24 protein-coding genes are annotated in these 25,247 nt (G+C 61.1%); 13 read left to right on the forward strand and 11 right to left on the reverse strand.

Annotated elements, in window-relative coordinates:
* Window positions 1-2 precede the first annotated feature (2 nt).
* The gene (gene lptG, locus LPB73_RS10090; protein ID WP_231080480.1) at window positions 3-1,100 is read right to left on the reverse strand and encodes an LPS export ABC transporter permease LptG; all 1,098 of its coding nucleotides are present in this window, start codon (window positions 1,098-1,100) and stop codon (window positions 3-5) included.
* Window positions 1,097-2,266 carry an LPS export ABC transporter permease LptF gene (gene lptF, locus LPB73_RS10095; RefSeq protein ID WP_068731073.1) on the reverse strand — a complete coding sequence of 390 codons (1,170 nt, stop codon included), beginning with the start codon at window positions 2,264-2,266 and terminating at the stop codon, window positions 1,097-1,099. The genes lptG and lptF overlap by 4 nt, the downstream gene beginning before the upstream one ends.
* Before the next feature lie 504 nt (window positions 2,267-2,770).
* On the opposite strand from lptF, the gene LPB73_RS10100 reads away from it, so the two are divergent.
* From LPB73_RS10100 to LPB73_RS10110, 3 genes are all read left to right on the forward strand, one after another.
* Window positions 2,771-4,273 (forward strand): leucyl aminopeptidase, encoded by a 1,503-nt coding sequence (locus tag LPB73_RS10100; RefSeq protein WP_231080481.1) that lies wholly within the window; start codon window positions 2,771-2,773, stop codon window positions 4,271-4,273.
* 9 nt (window positions 4,274-4,282) lie between these two features.
* Complete coding sequence (locus tag LPB73_RS10105; protein ID WP_093758304.1) at window positions 4,283-4,735, forward strand: DNA polymerase III subunit chi; 453 nt, start codon at window positions 4,283-4,285, stop codon at window positions 4,733-4,735.
* An 84-nt stretch (window positions 4,736-4,819) separates the two neighbouring features.
* Window positions 4,820-5,413 carry a hypothetical protein gene (locus tag LPB73_RS10110; protein ID WP_246297406.1) on the forward strand — a complete coding sequence of 198 codons (594 nt, stop codon included), beginning with the start codon at window positions 4,820-4,822 and terminating at the stop codon, window positions 5,411-5,413.
* A 40-nt stretch (window positions 5,414-5,453) separates the two neighbouring features.
* Here LPB73_RS10110 and LPB73_RS10115 read toward each other — a convergent pair whose 3' ends face one another.
* From LPB73_RS10115 to LPB73_RS10125, 3 genes are all read right to left on the reverse strand, one after another.
* Complete coding sequence (locus tag LPB73_RS10115) at window positions 5,454-7,316, reverse strand: ABC-F family ATP-binding cassette domain-containing protein (RefSeq protein ID WP_089263954.1); 1,863 nt, start codon at window positions 7,314-7,316, stop codon at window positions 5,454-5,456.
* A gap of 81 nt (window positions 7,317-7,397) precedes the next feature.
* The gene (locus tag LPB73_RS10120; protein ID WP_175366131.1) at window positions 7,398-7,574 is read right to left on the reverse strand and encodes a hypothetical protein; all 177 of its coding nucleotides are present in this window, start codon (window positions 7,572-7,574) and stop codon (window positions 7,398-7,400) included.
* Window positions 7,575-7,754: 180 nt separating this feature from the next.
* Window positions 7,755-8,018 carry a sulfur globule protein precursor gene (locus LPB73_RS10125; protein WP_068731077.1) on the reverse strand — a complete coding sequence of 88 codons (264 nt, stop codon included), beginning with the start codon at window positions 8,016-8,018 and terminating at the stop codon, window positions 7,755-7,757.
* A gap of 278 nt (window positions 8,019-8,296) precedes the next feature.
* Here LPB73_RS10125 and ndk point away from each other — a divergent pair, with 278 nt between their 5' ends.
* Window positions 8,297-8,719, forward strand: a complete 423-nt coding sequence (gene ndk / locus LPB73_RS10130; protein WP_068731078.1) for a nucleoside-diphosphate kinase — start codon at window positions 8,297-8,299, stop codon at window positions 8,717-8,719.
* Between the two features lie 83 nt (window positions 8,720-8,802).
* Window positions 8,803-9,636 (forward strand): TerC family protein, encoded by an 834-nt coding sequence (locus tag LPB73_RS10135; RefSeq protein ID WP_093758307.1) that lies wholly within the window; start codon window positions 8,803-8,805, stop codon window positions 9,634-9,636.
* A gap of 74 nt (window positions 9,637-9,710) precedes the next feature.
* Here LPB73_RS10135 and LPB73_RS10140 read toward each other — a convergent pair whose 3' ends face one another.
* Window positions 9,711-10,868: an autotransporter outer membrane beta-barrel domain-containing protein gene (locus LPB73_RS10140; protein ID WP_231080482.1), complete on the reverse strand. Its 1,158-nt coding sequence runs from the start codon at window positions 10,866-10,868 to the stop codon at window positions 9,711-9,713.
* A gap of 463 nt (window positions 10,869-11,331) precedes the next feature.
* Between LPB73_RS10140 and LPB73_RS10145 the strand changes: the two genes are divergently transcribed.
* Complete coding sequence (locus tag LPB73_RS10145) at window positions 11,332-11,535, forward strand: cold-shock protein (RefSeq protein WP_089263958.1); 204 nt, start codon at window positions 11,332-11,334, stop codon at window positions 11,533-11,535.
* A gap of 123 nt (window positions 11,536-11,658) precedes the next feature.
* Here LPB73_RS10145 and LPB73_RS10150 read toward each other — a convergent pair whose 3' ends face one another.
* A complete protein-coding gene (locus LPB73_RS10150; RefSeq protein WP_231080483.1) occupies window positions 11,659-12,024 on the reverse strand; it encodes a hypothetical protein in 366 nt (121 codons plus the stop codon).
* A 285-nt stretch (window positions 12,025-12,309) separates the two neighbouring features.
* Between LPB73_RS10150 and LPB73_RS10155 the strand changes: the two genes are divergently transcribed.
* Both LPB73_RS10155 and LPB73_RS10160 read left to right on the forward strand, forming a co-directional pair.
* A complete protein-coding gene (locus tag LPB73_RS10155) occupies window positions 12,310-14,277 on the forward strand; it encodes an adenylate/guanylate cyclase domain-containing protein (RefSeq protein WP_231080484.1) in 1,968 nt (655 codons plus the stop codon).
* 57 nt (window positions 14,278-14,334) lie between these two features.
* A complete protein-coding gene (locus tag LPB73_RS10160) occupies window positions 14,335-14,916 on the forward strand; it encodes a TetR/AcrR family transcriptional regulator (protein ID WP_231080485.1) in 582 nt (193 codons plus the stop codon).
* Here LPB73_RS10160 and LPB73_RS10165 read toward each other — a convergent pair whose 3' ends face one another.
* Together LPB73_RS10165 and LPB73_RS10170 are read right to left on the reverse strand one after the other, a co-directional pair.
* Complete coding sequence (locus tag LPB73_RS10165; protein WP_231080486.1) at window positions 14,917-15,867, reverse strand: fatty acid desaturase; 951 nt, start codon at window positions 15,865-15,867, stop codon at window positions 14,917-14,919.
* Between the two features lie 20 nt (window positions 15,868-15,887).
* Window positions 15,888-16,925, reverse strand: a complete 1,038-nt coding sequence (locus LPB73_RS10170) for an alpha/beta fold hydrolase (RefSeq protein WP_231080487.1) — start codon at window positions 16,923-16,925, stop codon at window positions 15,888-15,890.
* Window positions 16,926-17,269: 344 nt separating this feature from the next.
* Here LPB73_RS10170 and LPB73_RS10175 point away from each other — a divergent pair, with 344 nt between their 5' ends.
* Window positions 17,270-18,094 (forward strand): alpha/beta fold hydrolase, encoded by an 825-nt coding sequence (locus LPB73_RS10175; protein WP_231080488.1) that lies wholly within the window; start codon window positions 17,270-17,272, stop codon window positions 18,092-18,094.
* Window positions 18,095-18,150: 56 nt separating this feature from the next.
* Here the strand turns inward: LPB73_RS10175 and purN are convergent, their stop codons facing one another.
* Window positions 18,151-18,804 carry a phosphoribosylglycinamide formyltransferase gene (purN, locus tag LPB73_RS10180; RefSeq protein WP_231081119.1) on the reverse strand — a complete coding sequence of 218 codons (654 nt, stop codon included), beginning with the start codon at window positions 18,802-18,804 and terminating at the stop codon, window positions 18,151-18,153.
* Window positions 18,805-18,808: 4 nt separating this feature from the next.
* Window positions 18,809-19,882 carry a phosphoribosylformylglycinamidine cyclo-ligase gene (gene purM / locus LPB73_RS10185; protein ID WP_120292381.1) on the reverse strand — a complete coding sequence of 358 codons (1,074 nt, stop codon included), beginning with the start codon at window positions 19,880-19,882 and terminating at the stop codon, window positions 18,809-18,811.
* Window positions 19,883-20,050: 168 nt separating this feature from the next.
* On the opposite strand from purM, the gene LPB73_RS10190 reads away from it, so the two are divergent.
* From LPB73_RS10190 to ppx, 4 genes are all read left to right on the forward strand, one after another.
* Window positions 20,051-20,605: a CDP-alcohol phosphatidyltransferase family protein gene (locus LPB73_RS10190; protein ID WP_068731090.1), complete on the forward strand. Its 555-nt coding sequence runs from the start codon at window positions 20,051-20,053 to the stop codon at window positions 20,603-20,605.
* A gap of 46 nt (window positions 20,606-20,651) precedes the next feature.
* On the forward strand, window positions 20,652-21,329 hold the full coding sequence (locus tag LPB73_RS10195) for a DnaA ATPase domain-containing protein (RefSeq protein ID WP_089263968.1): 678 nt from the start codon (window positions 20,652-20,654) through the stop codon (window positions 21,327-21,329).
* A 156-nt stretch (window positions 21,330-21,485) separates the two neighbouring features.
* Window positions 21,486-23,687: an RNA degradosome polyphosphate kinase gene (locus LPB73_RS10200; protein ID WP_120292383.1), complete on the forward strand. Its 2,202-nt coding sequence runs from the start codon at window positions 21,486-21,488 to the stop codon at window positions 23,685-23,687.
* Window positions 23,688-23,699: 12 nt separating this feature from the next.
* Complete coding sequence (gene ppx, locus LPB73_RS10205; protein ID WP_093758318.1) at window positions 23,700-25,205, forward strand: exopolyphosphatase; 1,506 nt, start codon at window positions 23,700-23,702, stop codon at window positions 25,203-25,205.
* Window positions 25,206-25,247: the final 42 nt, after the last annotated feature.

A 25,247-nucleotide genomic window follows, 5' to 3' on the forward strand; every position in this document is an offset into this window, starting at 1 on the left:
CACTATCCGTCCTCCTGGTACAACAAGGCCAAAAAGCCGGTGAGGCCGCCCACACACACAGGCAGCCACGCCGCAGCAATCGGATGCATCAACTCAGCCTTGCTCAAATCTTCCGTAACTTTCGACAGGACGTAGAGCAGAAAGCCTGCGCCCACGCCACTCAAAACCATCTTCTGGACACCGCCCATCCGAAAGAACCTCAGGCTCACGGAAGCAGCCAGCATCACCATCGCAACCAGCAAAAACGGCTGTGCGATAAGCTTATGATACTGCAAGCGATACCCCGCCGTCGCGAAACCCGAACTCTCTGAGGATTTGATATACGAAGGAAGTTGCCAAAATGACACTGTTTCGGGGGTCGAAAAACTGTTTCTGACCTGCAGCGGGGTCAGGGTCGTGGCCAGGTACATGCTGTCCTGCTCAACCACAGGCGAATCGAGAGTGTAGCGTCGCACCCCTTTGAACAACCAGCGGCCGGGCTCCAGCGATGCCTCGCGAGCTTCGATCCGTTCCTTGAACTGGGATTCGGTGTCGAACCGGAATACGGTCAGGCCGGTCAGGCGGACGCCCTGCTGCTCGCTGCGGGCGGCATTGATGATGGATTGGCCCTCGCGGTTGACCTGGTTGATCCAGAAGCCGGAAGCGTCCTGGACGCCGCCGCCCGGCGCATCGCCGAACATCTGGGCCTCCATCCGCTTCGATTCCTCGCGCAGGTTGGCCGACAGGGGATTGTAGCCCACGGTCGCGAGCACGCCCAGGACGAGGGCGCTGGCCAGTGCAGGGGAAATAAACTGCCAGGCCGAGACGCCGGCGGCGCGGGCGACCACCAGTTCGAGCCGCCGCGACAGCGCGAGATAACAGGTCATGGCGCCGATCAGGATGCAAAACGGCATCATCTTCTCGAGCAACTGGGGCACCCGGTACAGCGACGTCTGCGCCACCATCAGAGCGGAGGCCGAGGCCAGCCCGGAGGTGCGCCTGACCATCTCGATGTAGTCGACCAGCACCAGCAGCATGAAGATACTGGTGAACACGCCTAAGGCCGCCACCAGGAAGCGACCGGCGAAATACCTGCCAATGGTGTTGGTGATCATGCTCATGCGGCGGCCGGCCGTCGGAAGAGGCGCAACAACCGCTCGTTGGATCTGTTGATTGCTTCCACCAGCTTCGCCGGCGGCTCCACCACGATCCCGGCTGAGATGATCCAGAAGCTGACGCCGATCGCTGTCGCCAGCAGGGCATATTGAAGCGGTGCGGCGAAGTCCGACTTTGCTGCCACGACGGAGCAGGCAAAGCCCGCCATGCGCAGGCCGAACACCGCGGCAATTGCGCTGCCCATCGAGAAGTTGCGGCTCTGCCGCGTCGTCCGTGGCGAGCCCAGGAATGCAAAGGTCAAGGCGGCAAAGGCAAGCGGATAGATCGGCGCCATCAAGCGGTCGTGCATCTCGGCGCTGAACTGCCGCGGCACCTGCTTGTAAAGCGGATCATCCACTGGCGGCACCATCAATTCCCAGAGATACCGTTCGCGAATTCCGTAGGTGACGTCCTGGCTGCGATTGGAGAATTTCGACATATCGAAAGCATAACGGCCGAATGCCACCATGGCGGGGTCGGTCTTGCCCGTCTCGAAACGCTGCAGATTGCCATCTTCCAGAATCAGGAACGAACCATCCTTGTTCTTCAGCACCGTGCCATGGTCGGCAATGATGGTGACGCGCTCTTTGGGATCGCGACGATCGTCAACGAAAATCCCGACCAGCAATCCGCCGGGCTGACGCTCCCGGACGCGGATAGTCAGGTTCTGATCGAGCTGAGCGAAGCGGCCTGGCTGCAGGATATTCGCCAGAACGTCGGCCGTGATCTCGGCATCCCAGCGCTTCAGCCGGCGCATACCATCCGGTGCCAGATATGAGCCAATGAAAGCCACGAGCAACGATACGACCATTGTCGCGAACAGGAAGGGACGAAACAGCCGTCGCGGCGACAGGCCGGCGGCATTCATCACGATGATTTCGGAGTCAGTCGCGAGCTTGGTCAGGGTGTGGGACACCGCGATCATCAGGGCGATCGGAGCAATGATCAGAACGAGAACGGGAATCGCCAGGCTGGTGACGCCGAGGAAGGTCAGAATGGTCTGACCCTGGCTCGTCATCAGGTCGATTCCGCGCAACGCTTGCGTGATCCAGATCACGCCCGTCAGGCTGACCAGAACCACCGCAAACGACGCCAACGTCGTGCGGAAAATATACCTGTCGATAGACCCCATCGGTCCGATCAATCCCCATTCCGGCCATTAAAGCCGCCCGCATGCCCAATCCCGCAAGGGGACCCCCAAAAGGACATGCCGCGATCCTCACAAGCCCATCATCTCACTTAGCATCCCTTTGATTGGTCAACAAAATGGCCGGGGGATGGCTCGCTCAAGATATGGTTAATTATGTGCCTGATGTGTCCCTTGGGCCACTGAAATGCTTCGCAACCCGCGTGGCGACGAGGAGGCGTATCCGTCGGTGGGGCCTATTCGTTGGCAAGACCGTCGCCTAAGGCCAGAGTCGACACATTCGGACACAGGCAATGCCCGAATCGTGGGTTACGGGCGGTTTGGTTTCCCTCGGGGGAAACACAAGAAACTATCGATCCTTGGCGGTTTCGGTCAGAACCTGTCTTGACGGTTCACGCTGCGACGACAACAAAACACTTGAACCCCGCCGCACTGACCGGATTCCGCGCCGACCCCTGCGACAGCCCTGATCTTCTGGAGGAATTTGCCATGTCCGACGCCGTCAAGGTCGGCTTCGTCCCGTTTGCCACTGCTGCACGCGGTGCTCTTGTGGTGTTCTGCGACGAAGCGCTGAAATTCGGTCCTGCCGCGACCAAGGCTCTCGGGGACGCCGCAGCAACTGTGAAGCGCGCGGCTACAACCAGCAAGTTCAAGGGCAAGAGCGCGTCGACGCTCGACATCCTGGCCCCAGACGGCATCAAGGCGTCCCGTCTCATCGTGATCGGCACCGGCAAGCCGGCCGATCTGAAGGAGACCGATCTGCTGAAATTTGGCGGCGTGCTCGCCGGCAAGGTCGGCGGCAGCAATGAGGCGGTGACCGTCATCGCGGAGCTGGCTTCGGGTGCAATGACGCCGGAGCAGGCGGCATCGGTTGCCTCCGGCGTATTGCTGCGCGCCTACAAATTCGATCGTTACAAAACCAAGAAGAAGGATGCCGACGAGACGCCCGGCAGCGTCGCGGTTTCGTTGGCCGTCGGTGACGTCGCTGCAGCCAAGAGGGCCTTTGTGCCGGGCAATCATATCGTCAACGGCGTCGTGCTGGCCCGCGAACTCGTGAATGAGCCGCCGAATGTGCTGTTTCCCGCCGAATTCGCGCGCCGCGCAGGTGAGTTAAAGAAGCTCGGCGTCACGGTCGAAGTGCTCGACGTCAAGGCGATGACCAAGCTTGGCATGGGCGCGCTGCTCGGTGTGTCCCAGGGATCTGTGCGTCCCGGCCGCATGGTGGTGATGCGCTGGAACGGTGGCAAGAAGGGCGAGCAGCCCGTCGCCTTCGTCGGCAAGGGCGTCACCTTTGATACCGGTGGCATCTCCATCAAGCCGGCCGGCAGCATGGAAGACATGAAGGGCGATATGGGCGGCGCAGCCTGCGTCGTTGGCCTGATGCATGCACTCGCGGGCCGCAAGGCCAAGGTCAATGTCATCGGCGCCATCGGCATCGTTGAGAACATGCCGGACGGCAACGCGCAGCGTCCGGGCGACATCGTGACGTCGATGTCCGGTCAGACCATCGAAATCATCAACACCGACGCTGAAGGTCGCCTCGTACTGGCCGATGTGCTCTGGTATGTGGCGAAGAAGTTCAAGCCGAAATTCATGGTGGATCTGGCGACGCTGACCGGCGCGATCATGGTCGCACTCGGTACCGAATATGCCGGCATGTTCTCCAATAACGATGAACTCGCAGAGCGTCTGTCCACCGTCGGACAGGCCACCGGTGAACGTGTCTGGCGGATGCCGCTCGGTCCGGAATACGATAAGCAGATCGACTCGCAATTCGCCGATATGAAGAACACCGGCACGCGCAATGGCGGCTCGATCACTGCGGCGCAGTTCCTGCAGCGTTTCGTTGACGATACGCCGTGGGCGCATCTCGATATCGCCGGCACCGCCATGGGCGCGCCGAAGACAGAGATCAATCAGAGCTGGGGCTCGGGTTACGGCGTGCGGCTGCTGGATCGGCTTGTGGCCGACTATTACGAGGCGAAGAAGTAGTCCGACACGATGACCGAGGTCCTGTTCTATCACCTGCAGAACATGACGCTGGAGAGCGTGCTGCCGCCGCTGCTCGAGAAGTCACTCGAGCGCGGCTGGCGTGTCGTCGTGCAATCCACGTCAGAAGAACGCGCCGATGCGCTCGATGCGCATTTGTGGACCTATCGTGATGATTCATTTCTGCCGCACGCCACCTGGCGTGTGGCGGACGCTGCGGATCAGCCGATCATTCTCGCGATCGAAGAGGGGAATCCCAATCGTGCCCAGGTCCGGTTCCTTGTGGACAGCGCAGCAGTGCCGGCGGATGCCGACGGCTATGAGCGCATGGTGCTGGTATTCAACGGCGACGATGCCGATGCGCTCGCTGCAGCGCGAGCAGCCTGGACTGATTGTAAGGCGAGGGGCTTTACCGCCACTTACTGGCAGACCGATGAACGTGGCCGGTGGCAGCGTAAGAATTAGCTGGCGATTGGCGATCTGCTGCAATTAATGATAATTGTAGATTTCCTCACCGGTATCTGCCGCTGTGTCATGGTGGTGCCGCAAATGAATGATGTTACAGGCGCTTATCGCCTGTCTTGGGGTTGCGTAATCGTGCGACAAGAAAAGCTTCATCGAAACGGTCTGCTCGTGCTGCTGCTTGCTGCGCCATTGCTTGCTGGCTGCGCCGGCGTGGGCGGTGACGCATTCTCCACGGACCTGCTGTCCAAGGATGCCGACTGGTTCTCCAAGCCAGGTCGCGTGTTCATCAAGAATGTTTCGATTGAGACGCCGCCGCTGTCGCCTGAGCAGGCCGTCAGTCCGCAGGATCTCATCAGCGCTGACGGTGCGTGCCCGGGCATGGCGCCGCGTGATGCCAACGCGCTTGCCGATGGTACCGCAGGTGCGCCGGTTCAAACTGGCGTCGTGGCGCTCGGCCATACCGAATGCGACGTGGCGCGTGGTGCAGGCGCACCCGACAATGTCAGTCTATCGACCAGCCCGCGTGGCGATCGCGTTGCCGTGCTGACCTATCTGCGCGGTCCGCGCGCTGGCATCTATACGTTTACCGCCGGTCGTCTGACCGTGGTCGAACGCGGTCCGGAAGTTGAGCAGCCGAAGACCGCGCGTCCGAAGGCGAAGAAGCGCGCCGCGACCTGATCTTTTCGTGATGATGTCGAAGTAAGCGACAGCTGCGTTTTCAGCCGTTCGCTTCTTCATGCAGAGAACTCGCGCTAAGCCATTGCTCTTCGGCGCGTTGCAATGCGTCCGCCGCAGCGGCGCGCGCTTTGGTGAGTTGCGTGGCCTGCTTCGGATCTTTCTTGAACAGGTCAGGCAATGCGAGCGCAGTATCGATCTTGGCGATGATGGCGGTGATCCGCTCCATCTCGGATTCTGCTTCGGCGACCTGCTGCTTGAGCGGGACCTTCTTTTCTTTAGGCTTCGCCAGTTTTTCGCGGTCCGTGTTTGCGCGGTCGCGTGTCGGCGTGCGTATGCCGCGGGCTTGCATGACGACTTTGCGATAGTCGTCGAGATCGCCGTCGAAATTGGTGACGGTGCGGTCAGCCACGACCCAGAGCTGGTCTGCGCAGGCCTCGATCAGATAGCGATCATGGGAGACCATGATCACTGCGCCGGGGAATTCGTTGATCGCCTCGGCCAGCGCTGCGCGGCTGTCGATATCGAGATGGTTGGTCGGTTCGTCCAGAATGATCATGTTCGGACCGTAGAAAGTCGCGAGCCCCAGCAGTAGCCGCGCCTTTTCGCCGCCGGACAGGCTTTTTACGATCGTATCCGCGGCCTTGCCGGAAAAGCCGATATTGCCGGCACGCGCGCGGATTTTCGATTCCGGCATGTCGGGCATCAGCTTGCGCACGTGATCATAGACGGAGTTGTCCATCACCAGCTCGTCGAGCTGATGCTGGGCAAAGTAAGCAATCGACAGTTTGTCGGCGCGCGTAATCGATCCCGAAAATGGCTTCAGCTTGTTTGCCAGCAGCTTGACCAGCGTCGACTTACCGTTGCCGTTGGAGCCGAGCAGGGCAATGCGATCCTCGGTATCGATGCGGAGTGTCACCTGATTGAGTACCGGCTTGCCGGGCTCATAGCCGACCGACACATTGTCCACCGCGAGAATCGGCGGCGACAGGATCTTTTCGGGCGCAGGGAAGACGATCTCGCGCACGTCTTGCGTTACTAGCGCCGAGATTGGCTTCATGCGCTCAAGCATCTTGACGCGCGATTGTGCCTGACGTGCCTTGGAGGCCTTGGCCTTGAAGCGATCGACGAAGTCCTGCAGCCGCTTGCGCTCGGCTTCCTGACGCTTGACGTTCTTGGCGTCGAGCGCCTCCTTGTTGGCGCGGAACTCTTCGTAATTTGAGTAAGTCCCGCGATAATGCACGAGCTTGCCACGGTCGAGATGCAGGATCTCGTTCACCGACGTATCGAGCAGGTCGCGGTCATGGCTGATGACGATGACCGTGCGCGGATAGTTGGCGAGATGATCCTCGAGCCACAGCGTGCCTTCGAGATCGAGATAGTTGGTCGGTTCGTCCAGCAGCAACAGGTCCGGCGCCGAGAACAACGTGGCCGCAAGCGCGACGCGCATGCGCCAGCCGCCGGAGAATTCGGAACAGGAGCGCAACTGGGCTTCAGCCGAAAAGCCAAGGCCGCTCAGAATCGCTGCGGCGCGAGCGGGCGCGGAATGCGCATCGATATCGACAAGGCGGGTCTGGATGTCGGAAATGCGCTCCGGATCGGAGGCGGTCTCAGCTTCCTTCAGCAGTGCGTCGCGCTCGAGATCGGCTTTCAAGACGACGGAGATCAGGCTTTCGGGGCCGTCCGGCGCCTCCTGGGCGAGGCTGCCAATACGCCAGCGGGGCGGAATCGAGATACTTCCGGTTTCGGTGGCCAGATCGCCGCGAATGGCGTGAAAAAGTGTCGATTTACCGACGCCGTTGCGGCCCACGAAACCCACGCGGGCTCCCGGCGCAATCTGTACCGTGCTCTCGTCAATGAGCAGGCGTCCGGCGATCCGGATCGAAATGTCTGTGATGGAAAGCATGCGGGGTTGTCACCGCTGCGACGCACAAAGGCAACCCCGATTTGCTCGCTGCTGGTGGAAGGTCAATTATGCCGTCAACGGCTACCGCTTTTCGTCCTGCTGCCGCATCCGGTCGATCAACGTCTGGAGATGGGAGGGCAGGGTGTCATCATCCGACCCGATATCACGGCGCAACCGCTCGCCGATGGCATTGCAGATCGCCACGCTGGTGGTGCGGTCGATGTGTTCTTCGCCATCATTGATGAACTGGTTCTGCATTGTCTTCCCGGCGCTCGTGGCAGTTGAATGACACTAAGGCAAGTCGTCCGGGCCGAAATTGTTTCAAGATTTATGGATTTGAGGCTGTTTGAGTCAAAATTCGATGAATCGTCGATGGATCTGCCAAGAAAAAGCCCGGCCGAGGGAACGGCCGGGCGGTATTTCTCTGCTCGTGGAGCGTCAGTAGCAGCGATTGACCAGTCGCCAACGCGGTCCCCACGGGGTCGGAACGACCCGGCGGACGAGACATCCGCCGCCGCCATAGCCGTAAACCGGCCCGCCGACGAAGCGTGGCCCGCCCCAGCCGCGATGCCATCCGCCGCCATGCCAGCCACCGCCGTGCCATCCGCCGTGGCCGCCCCAGGCGGAAGCCGAGGTCGGAGCCAGCGCCGCGGCGCCCAATGAGGCCGCTGCAACCAAAGTCAGTGCGATCTTGCGGAACATTCTCATCTCCTCTGGTACGGCGCGTGTTGCGCCTGCCGTGAACATGGCACCGGGGGCAAATGCCGTTGGCCGGGGTCATTGCAGGCAGTCTAGGAGGAGGAAGCTGAACCGGATCGCGCCAATCCTGTCAGGAATGGTTCATGTGGATGACATCTCGGTAATTTCGGCACGGGATTGGCCAAAAAGGGGCCTGCGACATTTAGACGGATCGCTTGCCGTTCCCGGATGGCGTCGATATAAGCCGCCATCTTCCAGCGACTGTTATTCAAGGATAAATCATGGCTATCGAGCGTACCTTTTCGATTCTGAAGCCCGACGCGACCGAGCGCAATCTGACCGGTGCGATCAACGCGCTGATCGAAAAGGCCGGCCTGCGGATCGTCGCGCAAAAGCGCATCCGCATGACCCGCGAACAGGCCGGCACCTTCTACGCCGTTCACAAGGAACGCCCCTTCTTCGGCGAACTGGTGGACTTCATGACCTCGGGTCCGGTTGTCGTGCAGGTGCTGGAAGGCGAGAACGCCGTCCTCAAGCATCGCGATGTGATGGGCGCAACCGATCCGTCGAAGGCTGCTGATGGCACCATCCGCAAGCTTCACGCCAAGTCGATCGGCGAGAACTCGGTTCATGGTTCGGACGCTCCGGAAACTGCGGCGATCGAGATCGCACAGTTCTTCTCGGGCAACGAGATCGTCGGCTAAACTTCCAGCCGAATTGACGACCGGTCGGCGCGCGGGGGCGCGCCGACCTTTCCAATCAAAACGAACAAACAAAGGGGCGCGCTGTGGACTGGTTGCTGCATATTCTCGATCCGGCGACGATCAAGTCGGTTTTCGTTCAATTTCAGGTCGAAATGCAGCAGCCCGCATTCTGGGTAGCCGTCGGCAAGATCATCTGGATCAACGTTCTGCTGTCCGGCGACAACGCCCTCGTGATCGCACTGGCCTGCCGTGGTCTGGAACCGAAGCAGCGCATGTGGGGCATGATTCTCGGCGCCGCTGCCGCCGTCATCCTGCGTATCATCTTCACCGGCATCGTCGCCACATTGATGGAACTGCCCTACCTCAAGCTGGTGGGCGGTCTCGCGCTGATCGTGATCGCGGCCAAACTGCTGGTTCCCGAGCAGGAAGAAGAGGACGGCGTCAAGGCTGCCTCGCATCTGTGGGCCGCCGTGCAGATCGTCGTCGTCGCCGATATCGTGATGAGCCTCGACAACGTCATTGCAGTTGCTGCCGCTGCCAATGGCAGCGTGCCGTTGCTGATCCTCGGCCTTGCCATCAGCGTCCCGCTGATCGTCGCCGGCGCTGCGCTGATCATGGCGCTGCTGACCCGTCTGCCCGTTCTGGTCTGGCTCGGTGCGGCCCTGCTGGGCTGGGTCGCCGGCGAAGTGATCGCGACGGATCCTGCGGTTCTGCCGCTGATGCACAGCTTCTTCAGCGGTTCGGTCGGCACTGGCCTCGACAGCCTGATGTCATCGCTGGGCCTTGGCGTTCGTTTCACCAATGGGGGACATGGTGGCGAGATCGTCTGCGGTCTGATTGGTGTCGCTGTGGTGCTCGCTGTCGGAACGTTGTGGCGTCGTCGCAGCATGGCAGGGCACGCCGAGCAGGCGGCCTAACGCATTAAAAGCGCAGGGTGGGCGAGGGGTATTTGCCTTTCGCCCACTTTTTTGTTTCTAGAACCTGATCATTTCTAGAACTTGAATTCGACGCCCAGCGTTCCTTGGTGGGACTGCGAATAGGCGCGGAACTTGCCGTCATAATTGAGATAGAGACGCGCGGTGTTGCTGAGGCTCAGCGACGCCGATGCGCCGGCATCCGCGCCGTACTGGCTTTCGCCAATCCCCTGAACGGTGATGCTCTCGGAACCCAGGCTAACCGTGACGTTGCTAAAGCGCTGATGCTCGTTGTCGACGAATTTGGCATAGCCCGACAGATCCAGAATCTTCTGATCGAATATCCAGTAACGACCGACTTCTGCGCCAATCAGGATACGCGCACGCTCGGCTGAGGCGCCGCTCGCGTTGACAGGATTGAGGCCGCCAAGCTCCTGCATCGCGCCGGTCGTCGCGCGGGTGTATTCGAAAGCAGCCTTGGGCACGATCCGTGCCTGTTCGTAACTCCAGTAATAGCTCAGCTCGGTGAGCGCGCCGTCGATCCGCGCATTGTAGCCGGCGCTCGCGAGCCCCAGACCCGTGTCGCGGCGCGAGTTGATGTCGCCGAAGCCGTGCACCAATGCGATTGCCCAGGTCCAGGCGCCTTGGTCGACCGAAGCGTTGACTCCGATTTGCGTGAGGTCGAGCGTCGCTGATTGCAGCGCCAGCGGAACATCGATCGTGGTGTGGCTCTGGTCCACCGACAGCCCGACATTGACACCCGGCATCAGCCGCGCGCCGATCCCGGCGACGCCGCCGATGGTCCGGCGCTTGTCGCCGACGAAATCCCCGATCGTGCTGGTATGCGCGCCAACGCCATAGAATTCGGCCCAGCTTCGGAAGCGGGGCGTCTCGGTGGTCTCCGACGCACCGCCGCCGCCGGGATTGGCGCGCGACGCGCGGTTGAAGCCGTAGCTTGCCTGATCGCCGAGGCGGCGCAGGAACTGGCTACCGAGATCGCTGATGGCGATGCCGGCGGATTGCCCGGCGTTGAAGTCGGTCGATGAGGGCACCGGTGCGGCTGCTGGCGGTGGCGGCGTGGTTGGGGGCGGCGTGGTAGGCGGCGGCGCGACCTGGGCGGATGCAAGCGAAGGCGCAACGACAAGCGCGACGGCAAGGCCGAGTACAATGGTCCGGCGTTGCCGACTGGCAGCCGGGCGCCTGTCCGTTTGGGCGTATCGCGATGGATCGCGCATTGTTACTCGTTTCGAAATTGTCGCTGCAGTGCCGTTCGACTGCGGCAGAGCATACGCGATCCAATGAGCATTGCCGCGGCGCATTGAGCGCCTCCGGTGGCGATTGACGCGTATTGTTGTGCGATTGCCACAGCGGATTCGTGTCGCTTTTCATCACGTTATGGCCATTCACGCAGAGCGGGCCGACGATATTTCAATCCGGCACGTCTGCTCATGGGTCCGGTCAGCGGCTTTCGATAGGTACGCTTGAACGCGGCCGGTGATATCAAAACCTCTGCCGTAAAAAGCCAAAGACTTGCGTAGCCAAAATTTTCATGTTGGAATTCTTGCGCAATCGGATTGAGGCCGTTCGACTGTGCGTTTTGCGAGCAGGACATTCAGCAGACACCGGGAAGCCCGCTTGTGGCGTGGTACGCATGATGCGTGGCCGCGTCTTTTTTGTATCTAGATCGGGAGACAGACGATGCAGAAGGGCACCGTCAAATGGTTCAACCCAACCAAGGGTTATGGCTTCATCAAGCCGACTGTCGGCGACAAGGATGTCTTCGTGCACATCTCCGCTGTGGAGCGCGCGGGCCTTAGCACCCTCAATGAAAATCAGACCATTGAATACGACCTGGTGGAAAATCGCGGCAAGGCGTCTGCCGAGAACCTCAAGGTCTCATAACTAAGTCTTGCTGTGCCGGCCCTGACATACATATGGGCCGGCCGACTGATGTAACTCCGGCGCAAGCCGGGCCTTTTGTAGCTCCGGTGCGGATCGTGCCGAGCGGGCGATGTTATGCCCGCATTATCGCATCTTTGGCTTCTTCGCCTTTTTGGCCGTTTTCTTGGCGGCCTTGTCCTTTTCGGCGTTCTGAGCCTTCATCGCTTGCGCTGCTTCTGCGATCTGAAGTGCTTCAACGGCCTTACGCATCGATCGCGCATAGCTATCGGCGGCATTATCGGCGGACATCTGAAGGCGCTTGGCGGCGGCCATGCCTTGCTCTGTCGCGTCCTTCGCTAGTTGCTTGAAACGGTCCTTGGCGGTCTTGTCCTTGGCCTTGGCGGCCAGGCCCGCATAGCGATCGCGTTGTGCCTTGACGGCTGCCATCAGTGTCTTGTTTTGCTGCTTAGCAGTCTGCCGGATGATCACACCCAGATCGGCGCCCGTCATTCTTCATTTCCTTAAGTGACAGCCAGAATAGTCAATTGTTTCAATTATGCAGTTGCCATCGAGGCATTGCAATCGTCGCAGCTCGTGGCGCTGGCCAGCGTGCTGGGCGAGGTGAGTTCATTGTCCGATGTCGTAAGCACAGATCGGGTTTCTTTACCGTAAAGATACTCGGCAATTGCGCTTGCGTGACGGAATCATGATACCGCGAGACTTCCCGTCCGGCGCAGCCAGGTCTGGCCTGTCGATATGCGGTGCCAGATTGGCTGGCGTGTGGAGCATCCTGCGATGACGGTGCCGGCGAGATCGCGTTTTCGGATTGGCTTCAGGACGTCGATCATTGCGCTGTTCGTCGGCGTCGTCCTTACCGTCGGCCTGGCGCTGGTTTATCTCAGCTTCAGCAGGGTCAACACGATCATCCGGACGGCGGCTTCGTCGTATCTCAGCGTGGTCGCGCAGGCTGCGACCGATCGCATCGATGCGCAGCTCAAGAGTGTCCATGACAATCTGGATATCCTGCGCGGCATCACATCGGTCCAGTCCGCGGAGCTCAAGAATAACCCGCGGCTGAACATCCTGCTGGCGTCGATGCTCCGCAACAACAAGCAGCTCTTCAGCCTTTACATGGGATATGAGGACGGCTCGTTCCTGGAAATGGACCTGATCGACCGAACGGGAGCTGGGGTGAAAGCGCGCTTCGGGGCGCCGGACGGGGCCAGATTTCGCCTGTTCACGATCGTGAAAGCAGGCGATTTTGGACCGCTTCAGACCACGACCTCCTATCTCGACGATGCGCTGCAGCCTTTGGCAAGTCTGCCCGGGCCTGTCGATTTCGATCCTCGCGTTCGGCCCTGGTATCGTGGCGCCTTCGAGCCCAATGCCAGTCTGCTGACCGAGCCCTATATTTTCTATCAGACCGGTGACATCGGCTACACGCTGCGAATGCCCATTGTGGAGGGGCAGCGGGGTGTTGTGGCCGGCGATATCCTGCTCAGTGAAGCCGAGGCCATGCTGCGCAAGCAGCAGCTCGGGCATTCGGGCGTGGCCTACCTGTTTGATGATGCCGACCGGGTGCTGGCGCATCCCGAGATGTCCCGCTGGCTTGAAGCCACGAGTGTGCCGAACAAACTGTCGGAGCTGCCGCGACTGAGCGATGTCGATACGATCGGCGCTACTGCGGCTATCAAGGCGTGGCGCCAGACCGGCGTTGAACAACAGTTCTTCGATGACGGAACCGGGCGTGCCTATGCGGCGGCATTCAGGCCCGTAGAGATGGCTGGATCGGCCAATCTTCGCGTTGGCTTCTTCGCGCCGCTCGATGAGTTCTATGCCGAGATCGAGCAAGAAAAGCGCACGCTCTTCATTCTCGCATTTTGTTTTGTGCTCGCGGCCGTACCGATTGCGTTCTGGATCGGCAACAAGCTGTCGCTCTCCCTGCGAATTTTGGCGCGCGAGGTCGATCGCATCCAGAACTTCCGGTTTTCGTCGATGCCGCAACTGCGTTCGCCGATCCGCGAAATCGACGATCTCGGCCGATCGGTCTTCACCATGCGTACGCTGGTGCAGACATTCTCGAATTTCGTTCCCAAGCGTCTGGTTCAGCAACTGGTCGAAACCGGCACGGCCATGCAATTGGGCGGAGAGCGCCGCGAAGCGACCATCCTGTTCACAGATGTCGAGAATTTTACGGGGATGACGGAGAACGAAGATCCGACACGGGTCATGCTCTACACGTCGCGCTACTTCGCTGCGATTTCGGACGTCATTGCTACGCATCAGGGCACGGTCGATAAATATATCGGCGATGCGGTTATGGGGCTGTGGAACGCACCCGTCGAGCACACCAACCATGTCGCGCAGGCTTGCGCCGCTGTGCTCGATTGCGTCGAAGCCAATCGGAAGCTCAATGAGGAGTTCGAGCGTGAGGGCTGGCCCGTCTACAAGACCCGGTTTGGCCTGCATGTGGGCGATGTCATGATCGGCAATATCGGGTCACCCGACCGCATGAACTACACGGCGCTCGGCGCGAGCGTAAATCTCGCGTCACGGCTCGAAACGCTGAACAAGGACTACGGAACCAGCGTCCTGGTCAGCGAAGCCGTCAAGGCGCGGGTGGACTCATTGTTTCTTTTCCGCAGCGTCGCCCGGATCAAGCCGAAAGGCTTTGCCGCCGAAGTGCAGATCTATGAGTTGCTCGGCGCGCGAGACCAACATTCCGTCGCCGCGTCTGATCGCCACGCCAATTTCCCTGTTTGATCGATGGGGGCCGCGCTATAGTGAACGCATGGCAGCCGACAGAGAAATATTGCGACGATGACCGACGTGACCCCGGTGCGGCGAGGTCGTCCTCGATCGGTCGAGACCGAGGATGCGATCCTGGACAGCGCCTATCGCATGATGGCGGCTGAGGGGCTCGCTGCGACGACCATCGATGCGATTGCGCGGGATTCCGGCGTCTCCAAGATGACGATCTATAAATGGTGGCCGTCGCGCGAAGCGGTGCTGATCGATGCATTCCTGCGGCAGGCGTCCACCATGCTGCCGCTTTCCGAGAGCGGCGATCCGTTCACGCGCATCACGAAACATGCCGCCGCCTATGCCGTGGCGCTGAACAGCGATTTTGGCAAGGTACAGCTCGCTGTCATTGCCGAATGCATCTCTCGGACGGGTTCAGCGAAAATCTTCTCCGAACGCTATCTCGGTATCCGCCGGGACATATCGCTGGCGATTATCAAGGACGGCCAGAAGGACGGCAGCATCGTTGCTTCGGAGCCAGCCGGCGATCTCTATGACCGGATCTATGGCACGCTGTTTTATGAGTATGTCTTTGGATTTCGGCCGCTGACGGCCGACTATGCGCGCAAGCTCGTCAGATCCGTATTGTCGGCGCAATAGTCAGATGCCGCCTTGCCGCGCGCGGCGAAACCAGCGCCAGGTTTCGCGCGTGACGGCCCGGTAGCCCTGACCGCGATGCGCGATGCGCTCGTCGATGATGGCATTGAGCTTGGGCAATGCGTGGAAGGGGACGGACGGGTAGGCGTGATGTTCGACATGGAATGGCATGTTCCAGGTGAACCACTTCGTCAGCCTATCGGTATAGGTCGTGCGGGTGTTCTCATAGGCGCTGCGGGTACGCTCGCAGCCGGTGTGTTCGGCATAGAGATAGGGCCGCAGGAATAGCTGGCCGACATAGAGCGGGACGAGCCAGCACCACAGCAGCATCGTGCTGGAGAAGGCGATGGAAGCGATCAGCAGCGCCAGATAGACGAGGGCATAGATGCGGGCTTCGCGCACCACCATGCCCTGCTTGGATTCCGGGATCCACGGCGCCACGGCTTGTCCGGTCAGAGCACGGCGGACCAGCAGACGGATCCGGTTGGTCAGTTGCACGATGCCGGTATAGGCGATGGCGAGTCTGGTGTCGGACGACGGGATGGTCGCGGTGACGAGCTCCGGGTCGCGGTCGGGATCCTGTGTGAAGCGGTGATGATCCCAGTGAAACAGCGCATAGTGCTCATAGGGCAGAACGATCATCAGCGATGAGACATGGCCGAGGATCTCGTTGAGCCGCCGGTTGGTGAACACGGTCTTGTGCGCAGCCTCGTGCACTGCCATGAACAGGAAGGCGATGAGATAACCCTGGATGATGATCAGCGGGATCGCCCACACCACGCCGTAGCGGGTGGCGACCTGCCAGATCAGCGTTCCAACCAAAGCGATCAAGGCATAATGGCTGATCGAGCGAATGAGCCCCGGAAGATTGGCGCGAACCGACAGCTCCTTCAGCTGTGCGGGCGTTAGGGCGCGGGTTTCGATCTTGCCATGGCCAACTGCATCCATCGTCATCGGTTCGTTCCGTTCTCGGTTCAGGCGTCGGCGGCGAGCAGCGTGGAGACCTTCATGTTGATGAAGGCTGCGTCGGTTGGAATCTTGACGGGATTGCCGGCGCGGTGTCCGTGCAGCGAGGGGATCGGACACAGTTCGGCCTTGCGTGCGTTGGTTAGCAGGGGGAGTTCGTCTTCGTTGTCGCCAACCTGAAAATAGTTGTCAGTTTGTCCGGGCATCAGCAGAACGCGCGCCTTGATAGCGGCCATGGCTTTCCGGAAGTCGCCACGGAATTCATCGCAGCGGCTGATATCGCCATTTTGCCAGGTCCAGAGTTGAGCGAGCAGATTGTTGGCATCACGATGCGCAAAGGCGACATCCCATGATCGTGTCAGATAGTCTCCCAGTGAGGTGAAGCCGGCCTCACGCCAGAGCTCATCGCGGTAGAAGCCGTGCGACATCGCCCAGCCTGCATAGACGCGTCCCATGGCGCGGAGACCGGCCAATGGTTTCGAAGCAAAGCGGCCATCGACAAAGGCAGGATCGGTCGTTAGAGCGGCCCGCACGCTTTCGAGAAACACGGCGTTGAACGGCGAACAACGGGCGCTGCCGCAGACCACTGCCGCGCGTGCCACCATGTCCGGATAGCGGGCGGCCCAGTGATATGCCTGCATGCCGCCCATCGACCAGCCATAGACCAGTGCCAGACGGGCGATGCCGAATTGCTCGGTCAGCAGGCGATGCTGGATCGAAATAGCGTCATGATAGCTGATGTTCGGATAGGGGGCGCCAGCCAGAGCTTCCAGCGAATTCGATGGCGATGACGACAGCCCGTTTCCGAACAGATTGGGGATGACGATGAAGTAGCGGTCCGGATCGAGTGCGGCGCCCGGCGCGATCAGCCACTCAGTGTCGTAGTGTTGTGCGCCGAACGACGTCGGATAGAGGATGACGTTATCTTTGGCAGCATTGAGTGCGCCATAGGTCTTGTAGGCAAGCTGCAGGCGCGGGTGCCGCTGGCCGGATTGCAGCAGCACGTCACCCGCCTCGAAGATCTGGTAGTCGTTCGGCGTATTCATGCTGCAGCTCCGGAAGGTCCGTTGACGCTTGCCGAGGGTGCGACAAGCGATCCGCTCGACAAAATTTAATAACTGTACTATTGGTATATTAATTGGCGAAGAGCGCAATGCCGAAACTTCGGCATTGCCGCCTGAATAGCATGCAGCTGGTCGTCGCCCGTCGCCCGTTGGCGGCTCGGCGACATCTTGTTTTTGTATTCGAAACGTACAAGAGACTTGCGGCCCGTTAGTCTATTCACTGGCCTGTCATCGGCGCAGAGGCGGAAAGCGGCCAGGTTATCCGCATAAGCCGCTGCGAATTCGAAGTCGCGCTTGCCCGCAACCCACTCAAAGGAGTCTGGATCATGGGAACCATCACCACCAAAGACGGCACCGAAATTTTCTACAAGGATTGGGGCACCGGGCAGCCGATCGTGTTTCATCACGGCTGGCCGCTGAGTGCGGACGACTGGGACAACCAGATGATGTTCTTCCTCAATCAGGGCTATCGCGTCATCGCGCACGACCGCCGTGGCCATGGTCGCTCCAGCCAGACCGCGACCGGTAATGAGATGGACACCTATGCGGCCGACGTCGCCGAACTCACCGACAAACTGGATCTGAAGGACGCCGTGCATATCGGTCACTCCACCGGTGGCGGCGAAGTTGCGCGTTACGTCGCACGTGCCAAGAAGGGACGCGTCGCCAAGGCGGTGCTGGTCAGCGCCGTGCCGCCGATCATGCTCAAGACCGAGAACAATCCCGGCGGCCTGCCGCTCGAAGTGTTCGACGGCTTCCGTGCTGCGCTTGTTGCCAACCGCGCGCAGTTCTACGTCGATGTCCCGGCCGGGCCATTCTACGGCTTCAACCGGCCGGGCGCGAAAGTCTATCAGGGCGTGATCGACAACTGGTGGCGGCAGGGCATGATGGGCGGCGCCAAGGCGCACTATGATTGCATCAAGGCATTTTCGGAAACCGACTTCACCGAAGACCTGAAGGCGATCGATGTGCCGGTGCTCGTTTTGCACGGCGATGATGACCAGATCGTGCCTTATGCCGATGCGGGTGTGCTCTCTGCCAAGCTGGTGAAGAACGGCACGCTGAAGCTGTATCCAGGCTTCCCGCACGGGATGTTGACCACCCATGCGGATGTGATCAACCCGGATCTGCTCGCCTTCATCAAGAGCTGATCGACTGCGTCATGGCGGGCGAGGTGCAGGCTTCGTCCGCCATGCTCCGTTGGTGGCTAGATCACCGATGGCGCAATGAGATTGTCGTCGCTGCAGACACCGGGACTGCTCCGGGTGGCTTCACCGACGATCTGAACGCCGCCATTCGCCAACAATCGCAGCGCCTGTGGATAGATCTTGTGCTCGATGCCAAGTACGCGGGCGGCCAGTGTGTCGGCCGTATCGTCATCCGCGACGGGCACGGCTCCCTGCATCACGATCGGGCCGGCATCGGTCTCCGGAATGACGAAATGCACCGTGGCGCCGGAAATCTTGACGCCGGCGCGCAACGCTTGGCCGTGCGGATCGAGGCCAGGGAAGGACGGCAGCAGCGACGGGTGGATGTTCAGCATCCGGCCGTACCAGTGTCGCACGAATTCCGCCGTGAACAGGCGCATGAAGCCGCCGAGGCAGATCAGCTCGATCTTGTGCTCGTCGAGGGCCGCCTGCAGCAGCTTCTCGAAGCCGGCGCGATCCTTGCCGAACGGTTTGCTCTCGATCACCAGCGTCTTGACGCCATTGGCCTGCGCAGTGGCGAGCCCGGGAGCGTCGGCCTTGTTCGAAATCACCAGCGCAATCTCGGCCGGGAAGCCATCTGCGGCTGCGGCCTCGATCAGCGCCGTCATGTTCGACCCGCGGCCGGAAATCAGGATGGCGACGCGACGCATCACGGCCTCACAGGTTGAGTTCGAGATGTCCGTCATAGACGACGCGCTCGTCGCCTGTGGCCTCGATGACGTCGCCGAGCAGCGACACGGTCTCGCCGCCCTCGCGCAGGATGTCCATCACCTGCTGCACGGCTTCGCGCTTGACGATGGCGATCATGCCGACGCCGCAGTTGAAGGTGCGCAGCAGCTCGAGTTCGGCGATATCGCCTTCCTTTGCCAGCCACTTGAACACCGGCAGGACGGTGAGGGAGGGCAGGTCGATGCGAACGCCGAGGTTCTTTGGCAGCACGCGCGGGATGTTGTCGGTGAAGCCGCCGCCAGTGATATGCGCGAGGCCCTTCACGGCGCCGGTCTCGCGGATCGCGCGCAAGCAGGATTTCACATAGAGCCGGGTCGGGGTCAGCAGCGCACCGCCAAGCGTCATCACCGGCGAGAACGGCGCTTTGTCGGCGTAAGAGAGGCCGGTGCGCTCGACAATCTTGCGGACCAGCGAGAACCCGTTGGAGTGGACGCCAGACGAGGCCATGCCAATGACGGCATCGCCCACGCCGATGTCCTTGGTCGGCAGTAGCGTGCCGCGCTCGGCAGCGCCGACCGAGAAACCTGCGAGGTCGTAGTCGCCGTCTTTGTACAGGCCGGGCATCTCGGCGGTTTCGCCGCCGATCAGCGCGCAGCCGGATTCACGGCAGCCCTCTGCGATGCCAGCGACGATTGAGGCGGTGGCTTCTGGGTCGAGCTTGCCGCAGGCGAAGTAGTCGAGAAAGAACAGCGGCTCGGCGCCCTGGACCACGAGGTCGTTGACCGACATGGCGACGAGATCGATGCCGATGCCGTTATGGATGCCGGCCTCGATGGCGATCTTGACCTTGGTGCCAACGCCGTCGGTGGCGGCGACGAGAACCGGATCCTTGAAGCCTGCGGCCTTGAGGTCGAACAGTCCGCCGAAGCCGCCGATCTCGGCGTCAGCGCCGGCACGGGCGGTTGCGCGAACCATCGGCTTGATGAGGTCCACCAGACGGTTGCCAGCATCGATATCGACGCCCGCGTCCGCGTAAGTGAGGCCTTTTTTCTGGTCGGTCATGCCGGGTATCCTGCCGGAGCTGCGAAACTGTGTATTTTCGGCTGGTTACGTCGGAATCCCCGCCTGCGCAATGGCTCGTAAACGCTATCCCGATTACTATGTAGGCGGTAAGCCGGTCGGAGCCCCCAAGCTCGGATTGCGAAACAGGCCGGAGCCGGGAAGCGCCGCGTGAGTATCCCCAATTTAATCACCCTCGGGCGCATCCTGCTGGTGCCCGTGATTGTCTGGGCGATTGCCTCGAACCAGATGGAAATCGCCTTTGCAATCTTCGTGATTGCGGGGGTCAGCGATGCCGTGGACGGCTTTCTCGCCAAGCGTTTCAACATGGCCAGCGAACTCGGTGCGCTGCTCGACCCCTTGGCCGATAAGGCGCTGCTGGTCTCGATCTATGTCTCCCTGGGGATATGGGGGGCAGTTCCGCGTTGGATCGTGATTCTCGTGGTGTCGCGGGATATCATGATCGTGGGCGCCGTCATTGTGTCGTGGTTGTTCGGCAAACCGATCCCGATGAAGCCGCTGATGGTATCGAAGCTCAATACGGTGGCGCAGGTGGCCTTCGCAGCCTTGGTTCTTGCTGCCCTCGGATTTGGTTTCAAATCCTCGCCTTACGATTTGATTTTAATGGGCTTTGTGACCGTCTTGACGCTGCTCTCTGTGTCCTTCTATCTCGTCGAGTGGATGCGACACATGAGCACCATCGAACCCGGTCAAGAGCCCCGGTAAACCGGTATTCGTGACGTTCGCCGGCGGAGCCGGCAGGAGTATTTGCGTGGTCGCCCGCGTCCAACCCCGTCAACTGGCGTTCGCGCTGCCCCATGCGGAGAGTCTGTCCCGCGACAACTTCCTTGAGGGCCCGGCCAATGCCGAGGCGCTGGGACTGATCGACTGCTGGCCGGACTGGCCGAACCGGGTCATGCTCCTTGTCGGCCCGGAAGGGTCCGGCAAGAGCCATCTGGCGGCGATTTGGGCCGAGGAGGCCGGGGCGCGCTCCACCATGGCGCACAGCCTGACGGCTGCGACGGTTCCGGCTGAGTTGGTGACCAACGCACTGGTGGTGGAGGATCTCAATGCCGGTGCGTTCGACGAGCGGGCGCTGTTCCACCTTCTTAATCTGGCACGTCAGGACAACGCCTATGTGCTGATTACGGCGCGGGTCGCCCCGGCCGCCATGGAGGTCGAGTTGCGCGATCTGCGGTCGCGGCTCCGTGCGATCCCGGTAGTCAATCTGCTGCCGCCGGATGACGGGTTGTTTCGGGCGCTGATCGTGAAGTTTTGCGCCGACCGCCAGCTCAGCATCGACGAGAGCGTGGTCAGCTATGTGGCCAGCCGCATCGAGCGGTCATTCGCCGCCGCCCGCCATACGGTGGAATTGCTGGATAGCGAGGCGCTTCGGCTTGGGCGGCCGGTGACCCGTGCATTGGCCGCGGAACTGCTGCGCGACGCCTGACTTAGCCTTGGACGTCAAACGCGGCGCGTCAAACCGTGCCTTGACGGCGCGGCAGGCAGGTTCCTCAATGTCATCGAAGCGTCACGCAACTGACGCAATGTCCGCTGTGATTTGCCGGCACTATAGCGCTGCTTGAACTGGATGGATTGCTGTCTCATGGACTCCGCAGAAGAGATTGTTATTGAAGAGAAAAAGGGCGAAGCGAAGCCAGCAGAGGTGGTCGCGTCGGGTCCCGAGCGCTTCATCAATCGCGAGCTGTCCTGGCTGCATTTCAATCGCCGCGTCCTTGAGGAGTCCGTCAATCCGGGCCATCCGGCGCTGGAGCGCGTCCGCTTCCTGTCGATTTCCGCAAACAACCTTGATGAATTCTTCATGGTCCGCGTCGCCGGTATCAAAGCGCAGGTCCGTGAGGGAATCAGCGAGCGCAGTCCGGACGGCTTGACCCCGGCCGAGCAACTGGTGCTGATCAACAGCGCGGTCTCCAAGCTCGGCAGCGACCAGCAGGCGATCTGGCGCGACCAGCGCGGCATGCTGGCCGATGTCGGAATCGTGCTGCTCGACGGCAAGGAGGTCAGCAAGGCCGACCGGACCTGGATCGAGGACCACTTCCTCCACAACATTTTCCCGCTGCTGACGCCGCTGGCGATCGATCCGGCGCATCCGTTCCCGTTCATTCCGAGTCTGGGCTTCACCATCGCGCTGCATCTGTCGCGGGTGTCCGACGGCAAGACGATGAACGCGCTGATCCGCATGCCCGGCAAGATCGATCGCTTCATCCGCCTGCCGACCCCCGGCAAGGACGGCGCGGTCCGCCTGATCACGCTGGAACAGGCCACTGGCCTGTTCATCGCACGTCTATTCCCGGGCTACACCGTTCAGGGGCAGGGTGCCTTCCGCATCATCCGCGACAGTGAACTCGAAGTCGAAGAAGAGGCCGAGGATCTGGTCCGGCTGTTCGAGACTGCGCTGAAGCGTCGCCGCAGAGGGTCGGTGATCCGGCTCGAAATCGAAGCCAGCATGCCGGCAGAACTCCGCGCCTTCGTGCAGCGCGCGCTGGCGACCTCGGATGACGAAATCCTGCTGGTCGACGGCATCCTCGCCATGAACGAGGTTTCGCAGCTCACGCGGCTCGATCGGCCCGATCTCGAATTCGTGCCTTATGTGCCGCGTCATCCGGAACGTGTCCGCGATCATGGCGGCGACATCTTTGCCGCGATCCGTCAGAAGGACCTGATTGTCCATCATCCCTATGAATCCTTCGACGTCGTCGTGCAGTTCCTGCAGCAGGCTGCGCGCGATCCGGACGTGGTGGCGATCAAGCAGACGCTGTATCGCACCTCCAACAATTCGCCGATTGTCCGCACGCTGGTCGAGGCCGCCGAAGCCGGTAAGTCGGTAACGGCGCTCGTCGAGCTGCGTGCGCGGTTCGACGAAGAGGCCAATATCCGCTGGGCTCGCGATCTCGAACGCGCCGGTGTCCAGGTGGTCTATGGCTTCCTGGAATTGAAGACCCACGCCAAGCTGTCGCTGGTGGTGCGCCGCGAGGGCGGCTCGCTCACGACCTATGTGCACACCGGCACCGGCAACTATCATCCGGTCACAGCGCGCATTTACACTGATCTGTCATATTTCACATCCGACCCGATCATCGGTCGCGATGCCGCACGCGTGTTCAACTACATCACCGGCTATGCGGAGCCGAGCGACATCGAGAAGATGGCCGTGTCGCCGCTGACCTTGCGCGGTCGCATGCTCGAACACATCCGCGGCGAAGCGGCATTCGCCCGCAGCGGCAAGCCGGGTGCGATCTGGCTCAAGATGAATTCGCTGGTCGATCCGGAAATCATCGATGCGCTCTATGAGGCGTCGAATGCCGGTGTATCCGTTGAACTGATCGTGCGTGGCATCTGCTGCCTGCGGCCGGGCGTGCCCGGCCTGTCTGAAAACATTCGCGTCAAGTCGATCATCGGCCGCTTCCTTGAACATGGTCGAATCTATTGCTTCGGTATGGGCAATGGCCTGCCGAGCCCGAAGGCGGCGATATACATATCGTCGGCTGACATGATGCCACGCAATCTGGATCGCCGCGTCGAGGTTCTGTGTCCGCTGCAGAATCCCACCGTGCATACCCAGGTGCTCGAGCAGATCATGGTGGCCAATCTCAAGGATACGGAACAGAGCTGGCAATTGTTGCCGGACGGGTCGTCAACGCGTATGAAGGCAGCGAAGGGCGAGGAACCCTTCAATGTGCACAATTACTTCATGACGAATCCGAGTCTGTCTGGCCGTGGAAAGTCGCTTGAGAAATCATCCCCGCGCCGGCTCACCCGCCGTTCGGAGCGTCACCAATCCTCGTAAGGAACCAGCAACGTGGTAGCGCGTGCCAATCAACGCGCGACCAGCGTCGCCGTCATCGATATTGGCTCCAACTCGGTGCGTCTCGTTGTCTACGAGTCGCTGACGCGAAGCCTTGTCACGCTCTTCAATGAAAAGGCGCTGTGCGGTCTCGGCCGCGAAGTGCAGAGCACCGGGTTGCTGGCCAAGGACGCTGTCGATAAGGCGCTGACGGCGCTGCGGCGCTTCCGTGCGCTGTGCAGGGTCATGAAGGTCGGTCGCGTCTACGCCATCGCGACCGCTGCGGCGCGCGATGCGAGCAATGGACCTGCCTTCATCACAGCAGCCGAGAAAATCTGCGGCTGCGAGATCCAGATCATATCGGGGCCGCGCGAAGCGAAGCTCTCGGCGCTGGGCGTGATTTCGGGCGTGCACAAGCCGGATGGCCTGGTTGGCGATCTCGGGGGCGGTTCGCTCGAACTGATCGATGTCAAAGGCAATGCGGTCCGGCAGGGCGTGACGCTGCCGCTCGGCAGTCTCGCATTGCAGGATGCCTCACAGAAATCACCAAAGAAGGCGGAGCGCATCGTCAGGCTGGCGCTGGCTGACGTCGCGCAGCTCAAGGCGGGCGTAGGTCGCAATTTCTATGCGGTCGGCGGCACCTGGCGTGCATTGGCGCGGCTGCACATCATCCAGAGCGGCTATCCGCTACGTGTGATGCATGGCTATTCGATCCCGGCCACCGAAGCGCTCGATTTCGTGCGCCGCTTGCGCCGGCTCGCAACAGCCAACATTCTTGCCAACATCGAAGCCATAGCCGAACAGCGCCAGCCGCTGCTGGTCTACGCGGCGCTCGTGCTCGAATATGTCATTCGCACCGCCAAGCCGAAGACTATCGTGTTCTCGACCTATGGCGTCCGTGAAGGCTTGCTGTACGAAATGCTGCCGCAAGCGCAGCGCATGCAAGACGGTCTGGTCGGCGCCGCGCAGACCATGAACGAGTTGCTGTCGCGTTCGGCCCGCCACGCGCAGGAGCTGAGCGACTGGAGTGATCGGTTCGCCCGTGTCGCCAAGCTCAAAGAGACCGACGAGGATCGTCGGCTACGCCGGGTGGCGTGTCTGTTGTCCGATATCGGCTGGCGCGTCCATCCGGATCATCGCGGCGAGCAGACGCTCAGTCTGATCACGAACGGCAATTTCGGCTCGGTCGATCATCACGGTCGCGCATTCCTCGCGCTCTGTGTGTACTACCGCTACGCAGGATTCGGCGCCGAGAACGAGCCTCCGGAGCTGGTCCGCGCGCTTGTCTCGCCGGCACAGGTCGAACGCGCCCGTTTGCTCGGCGCGTTATTCAGGGTCGCGCATCTCATTTCGGCGGCGCGGCCGGGCGTGCTGCCCGCCACGCATTTCGCCACCAAGGATCGCAAGATGATGCTCGTCTTCGAGCATCGCATGGTCGATCTCGTCGCCGACCGCGTCGGTAGCCGCTTCAAGCAGCTGGCGCGACTGGTCGGGAAGTCCGGTTCGATCGTCAGGCGATAGCCGCCGCCGCTCATTCCGAGTGATACTACTGATTGCACCGCG

The organism is Tardiphaga sp. 37S4 (assembly GCF_021044645.1).
In the GTDB taxonomy this organism is placed as follows: Bacteria; Pseudomonadota; Alphaproteobacteria; order Rhizobiales; family Xanthobacteraceae; genus Tardiphaga; species Tardiphaga robiniae.

Excerpts from the sequence above, each read along its gene's own strand:
- lptG (WP_231080480.1), bottom strand. The coding sequence starts at position 1,100 with ATGAGCATGATCACCAACACCATTGGCAGGTATTTCGCCGGTCGCTTC.
- lptF (WP_068731073.1), bottom strand. The coding sequence starts at position 2,266 with ATGGGGTCTATCGACAGGTATATTTTCCGCACGACGTTGGCGTCGTTT.
- LPB73_RS10100 (WP_231080481.1), top strand. The coding sequence starts at position 2,771 with ATGTCCGACGCCGTCAAGGTCGGCTTCGTCCCGTTTGCCACTGCTGCA.
- LPB73_RS10105 (WP_093758304.1), top strand. The coding sequence starts at position 4,283 with ATGACCGAGGTCCTGTTCTATCACCTGCAGAACATGACGCTGGAGAGC.
- LPB73_RS10110 (WP_246297406.1), top strand. The coding sequence starts at position 4,820 with ATGAATGATGTTACAGGCGCTTATCGCCTGTCTTGGGGTTGCGTAATC.
- LPB73_RS10115 (WP_089263954.1), bottom strand. The coding sequence starts at position 7,316 with ATGCTTTCCATCACAGACATTTCGATCCGGATCGCCGGACGCCTGCTC.
- LPB73_RS10120 (WP_175366131.1), bottom strand. The coding sequence starts at position 7,574 with ATGCAGAACCAGTTCATCAATGATGGCGAAGAACACATCGACCGCACC.
- LPB73_RS10125 (WP_068731077.1), bottom strand. The coding sequence starts at position 8,018 with ATGTTCCGCAAGATCGCACTGACTTTGGTTGCAGCGGCCTCATTGGGC.
- ndk (WP_068731078.1), top strand. The coding sequence starts at position 8,297 with ATGGCTATCGAGCGTACCTTTTCGATTCTGAAGCCCGACGCGACCGAG.
- LPB73_RS10140 (WP_231080482.1), bottom strand. The coding sequence starts at position 10,868 with ATGCGCGATCCATCGCGATACGCCCAAACGGACAGGCGCCCGGCTGCC.
- LPB73_RS10145 (WP_089263958.1), top strand. The coding sequence starts at position 11,332 with ATGCAGAAGGGCACCGTCAAATGGTTCAACCCAACCAAGGGTTATGGC.
- LPB73_RS10150 (WP_231080483.1), bottom strand. The coding sequence starts at position 12,024 with ATGACGGGCGCCGATCTGGGTGTGATCATCCGGCAGACTGCTAAGCAG.
- LPB73_RS10155 (WP_231080484.1), top strand. The coding sequence starts at position 12,310 with ATGACGGTGCCGGCGAGATCGCGTTTTCGGATTGGCTTCAGGACGTCG.
- LPB73_RS10160 (WP_231080485.1), top strand. The coding sequence starts at position 14,335 with ATGACCGACGTGACCCCGGTGCGGCGAGGTCGTCCTCGATCGGTCGAG.
- LPB73_RS10165 (WP_231080486.1), bottom strand. The coding sequence starts at position 15,867 with ATGACGATGGATGCAGTTGGCCATGGCAAGATCGAAACCCGCGCCCTA.
- LPB73_RS10170 (WP_231080487.1), bottom strand. The coding sequence starts at position 16,925 with ATGAATACGCCGAACGACTACCAGATCTTCGAGGCGGGTGACGTGCTG.
- LPB73_RS10175 (WP_231080488.1), top strand. The coding sequence starts at position 17,270 with ATGGGAACCATCACCACCAAAGACGGCACCGAAATTTTCTACAAGGAT.
- purM (WP_120292381.1), bottom strand. The coding sequence starts at position 19,882 with ATGACCGACCAGAAAAAAGGCCTCACTTACGCGGACGCGGGCGTCGAT.
- LPB73_RS10200 (WP_120292383.1), top strand. The coding sequence starts at position 21,486 with ATGGACTCCGCAGAAGAGATTGTTATTGAAGAGAAAAAGGGCGAAGCG.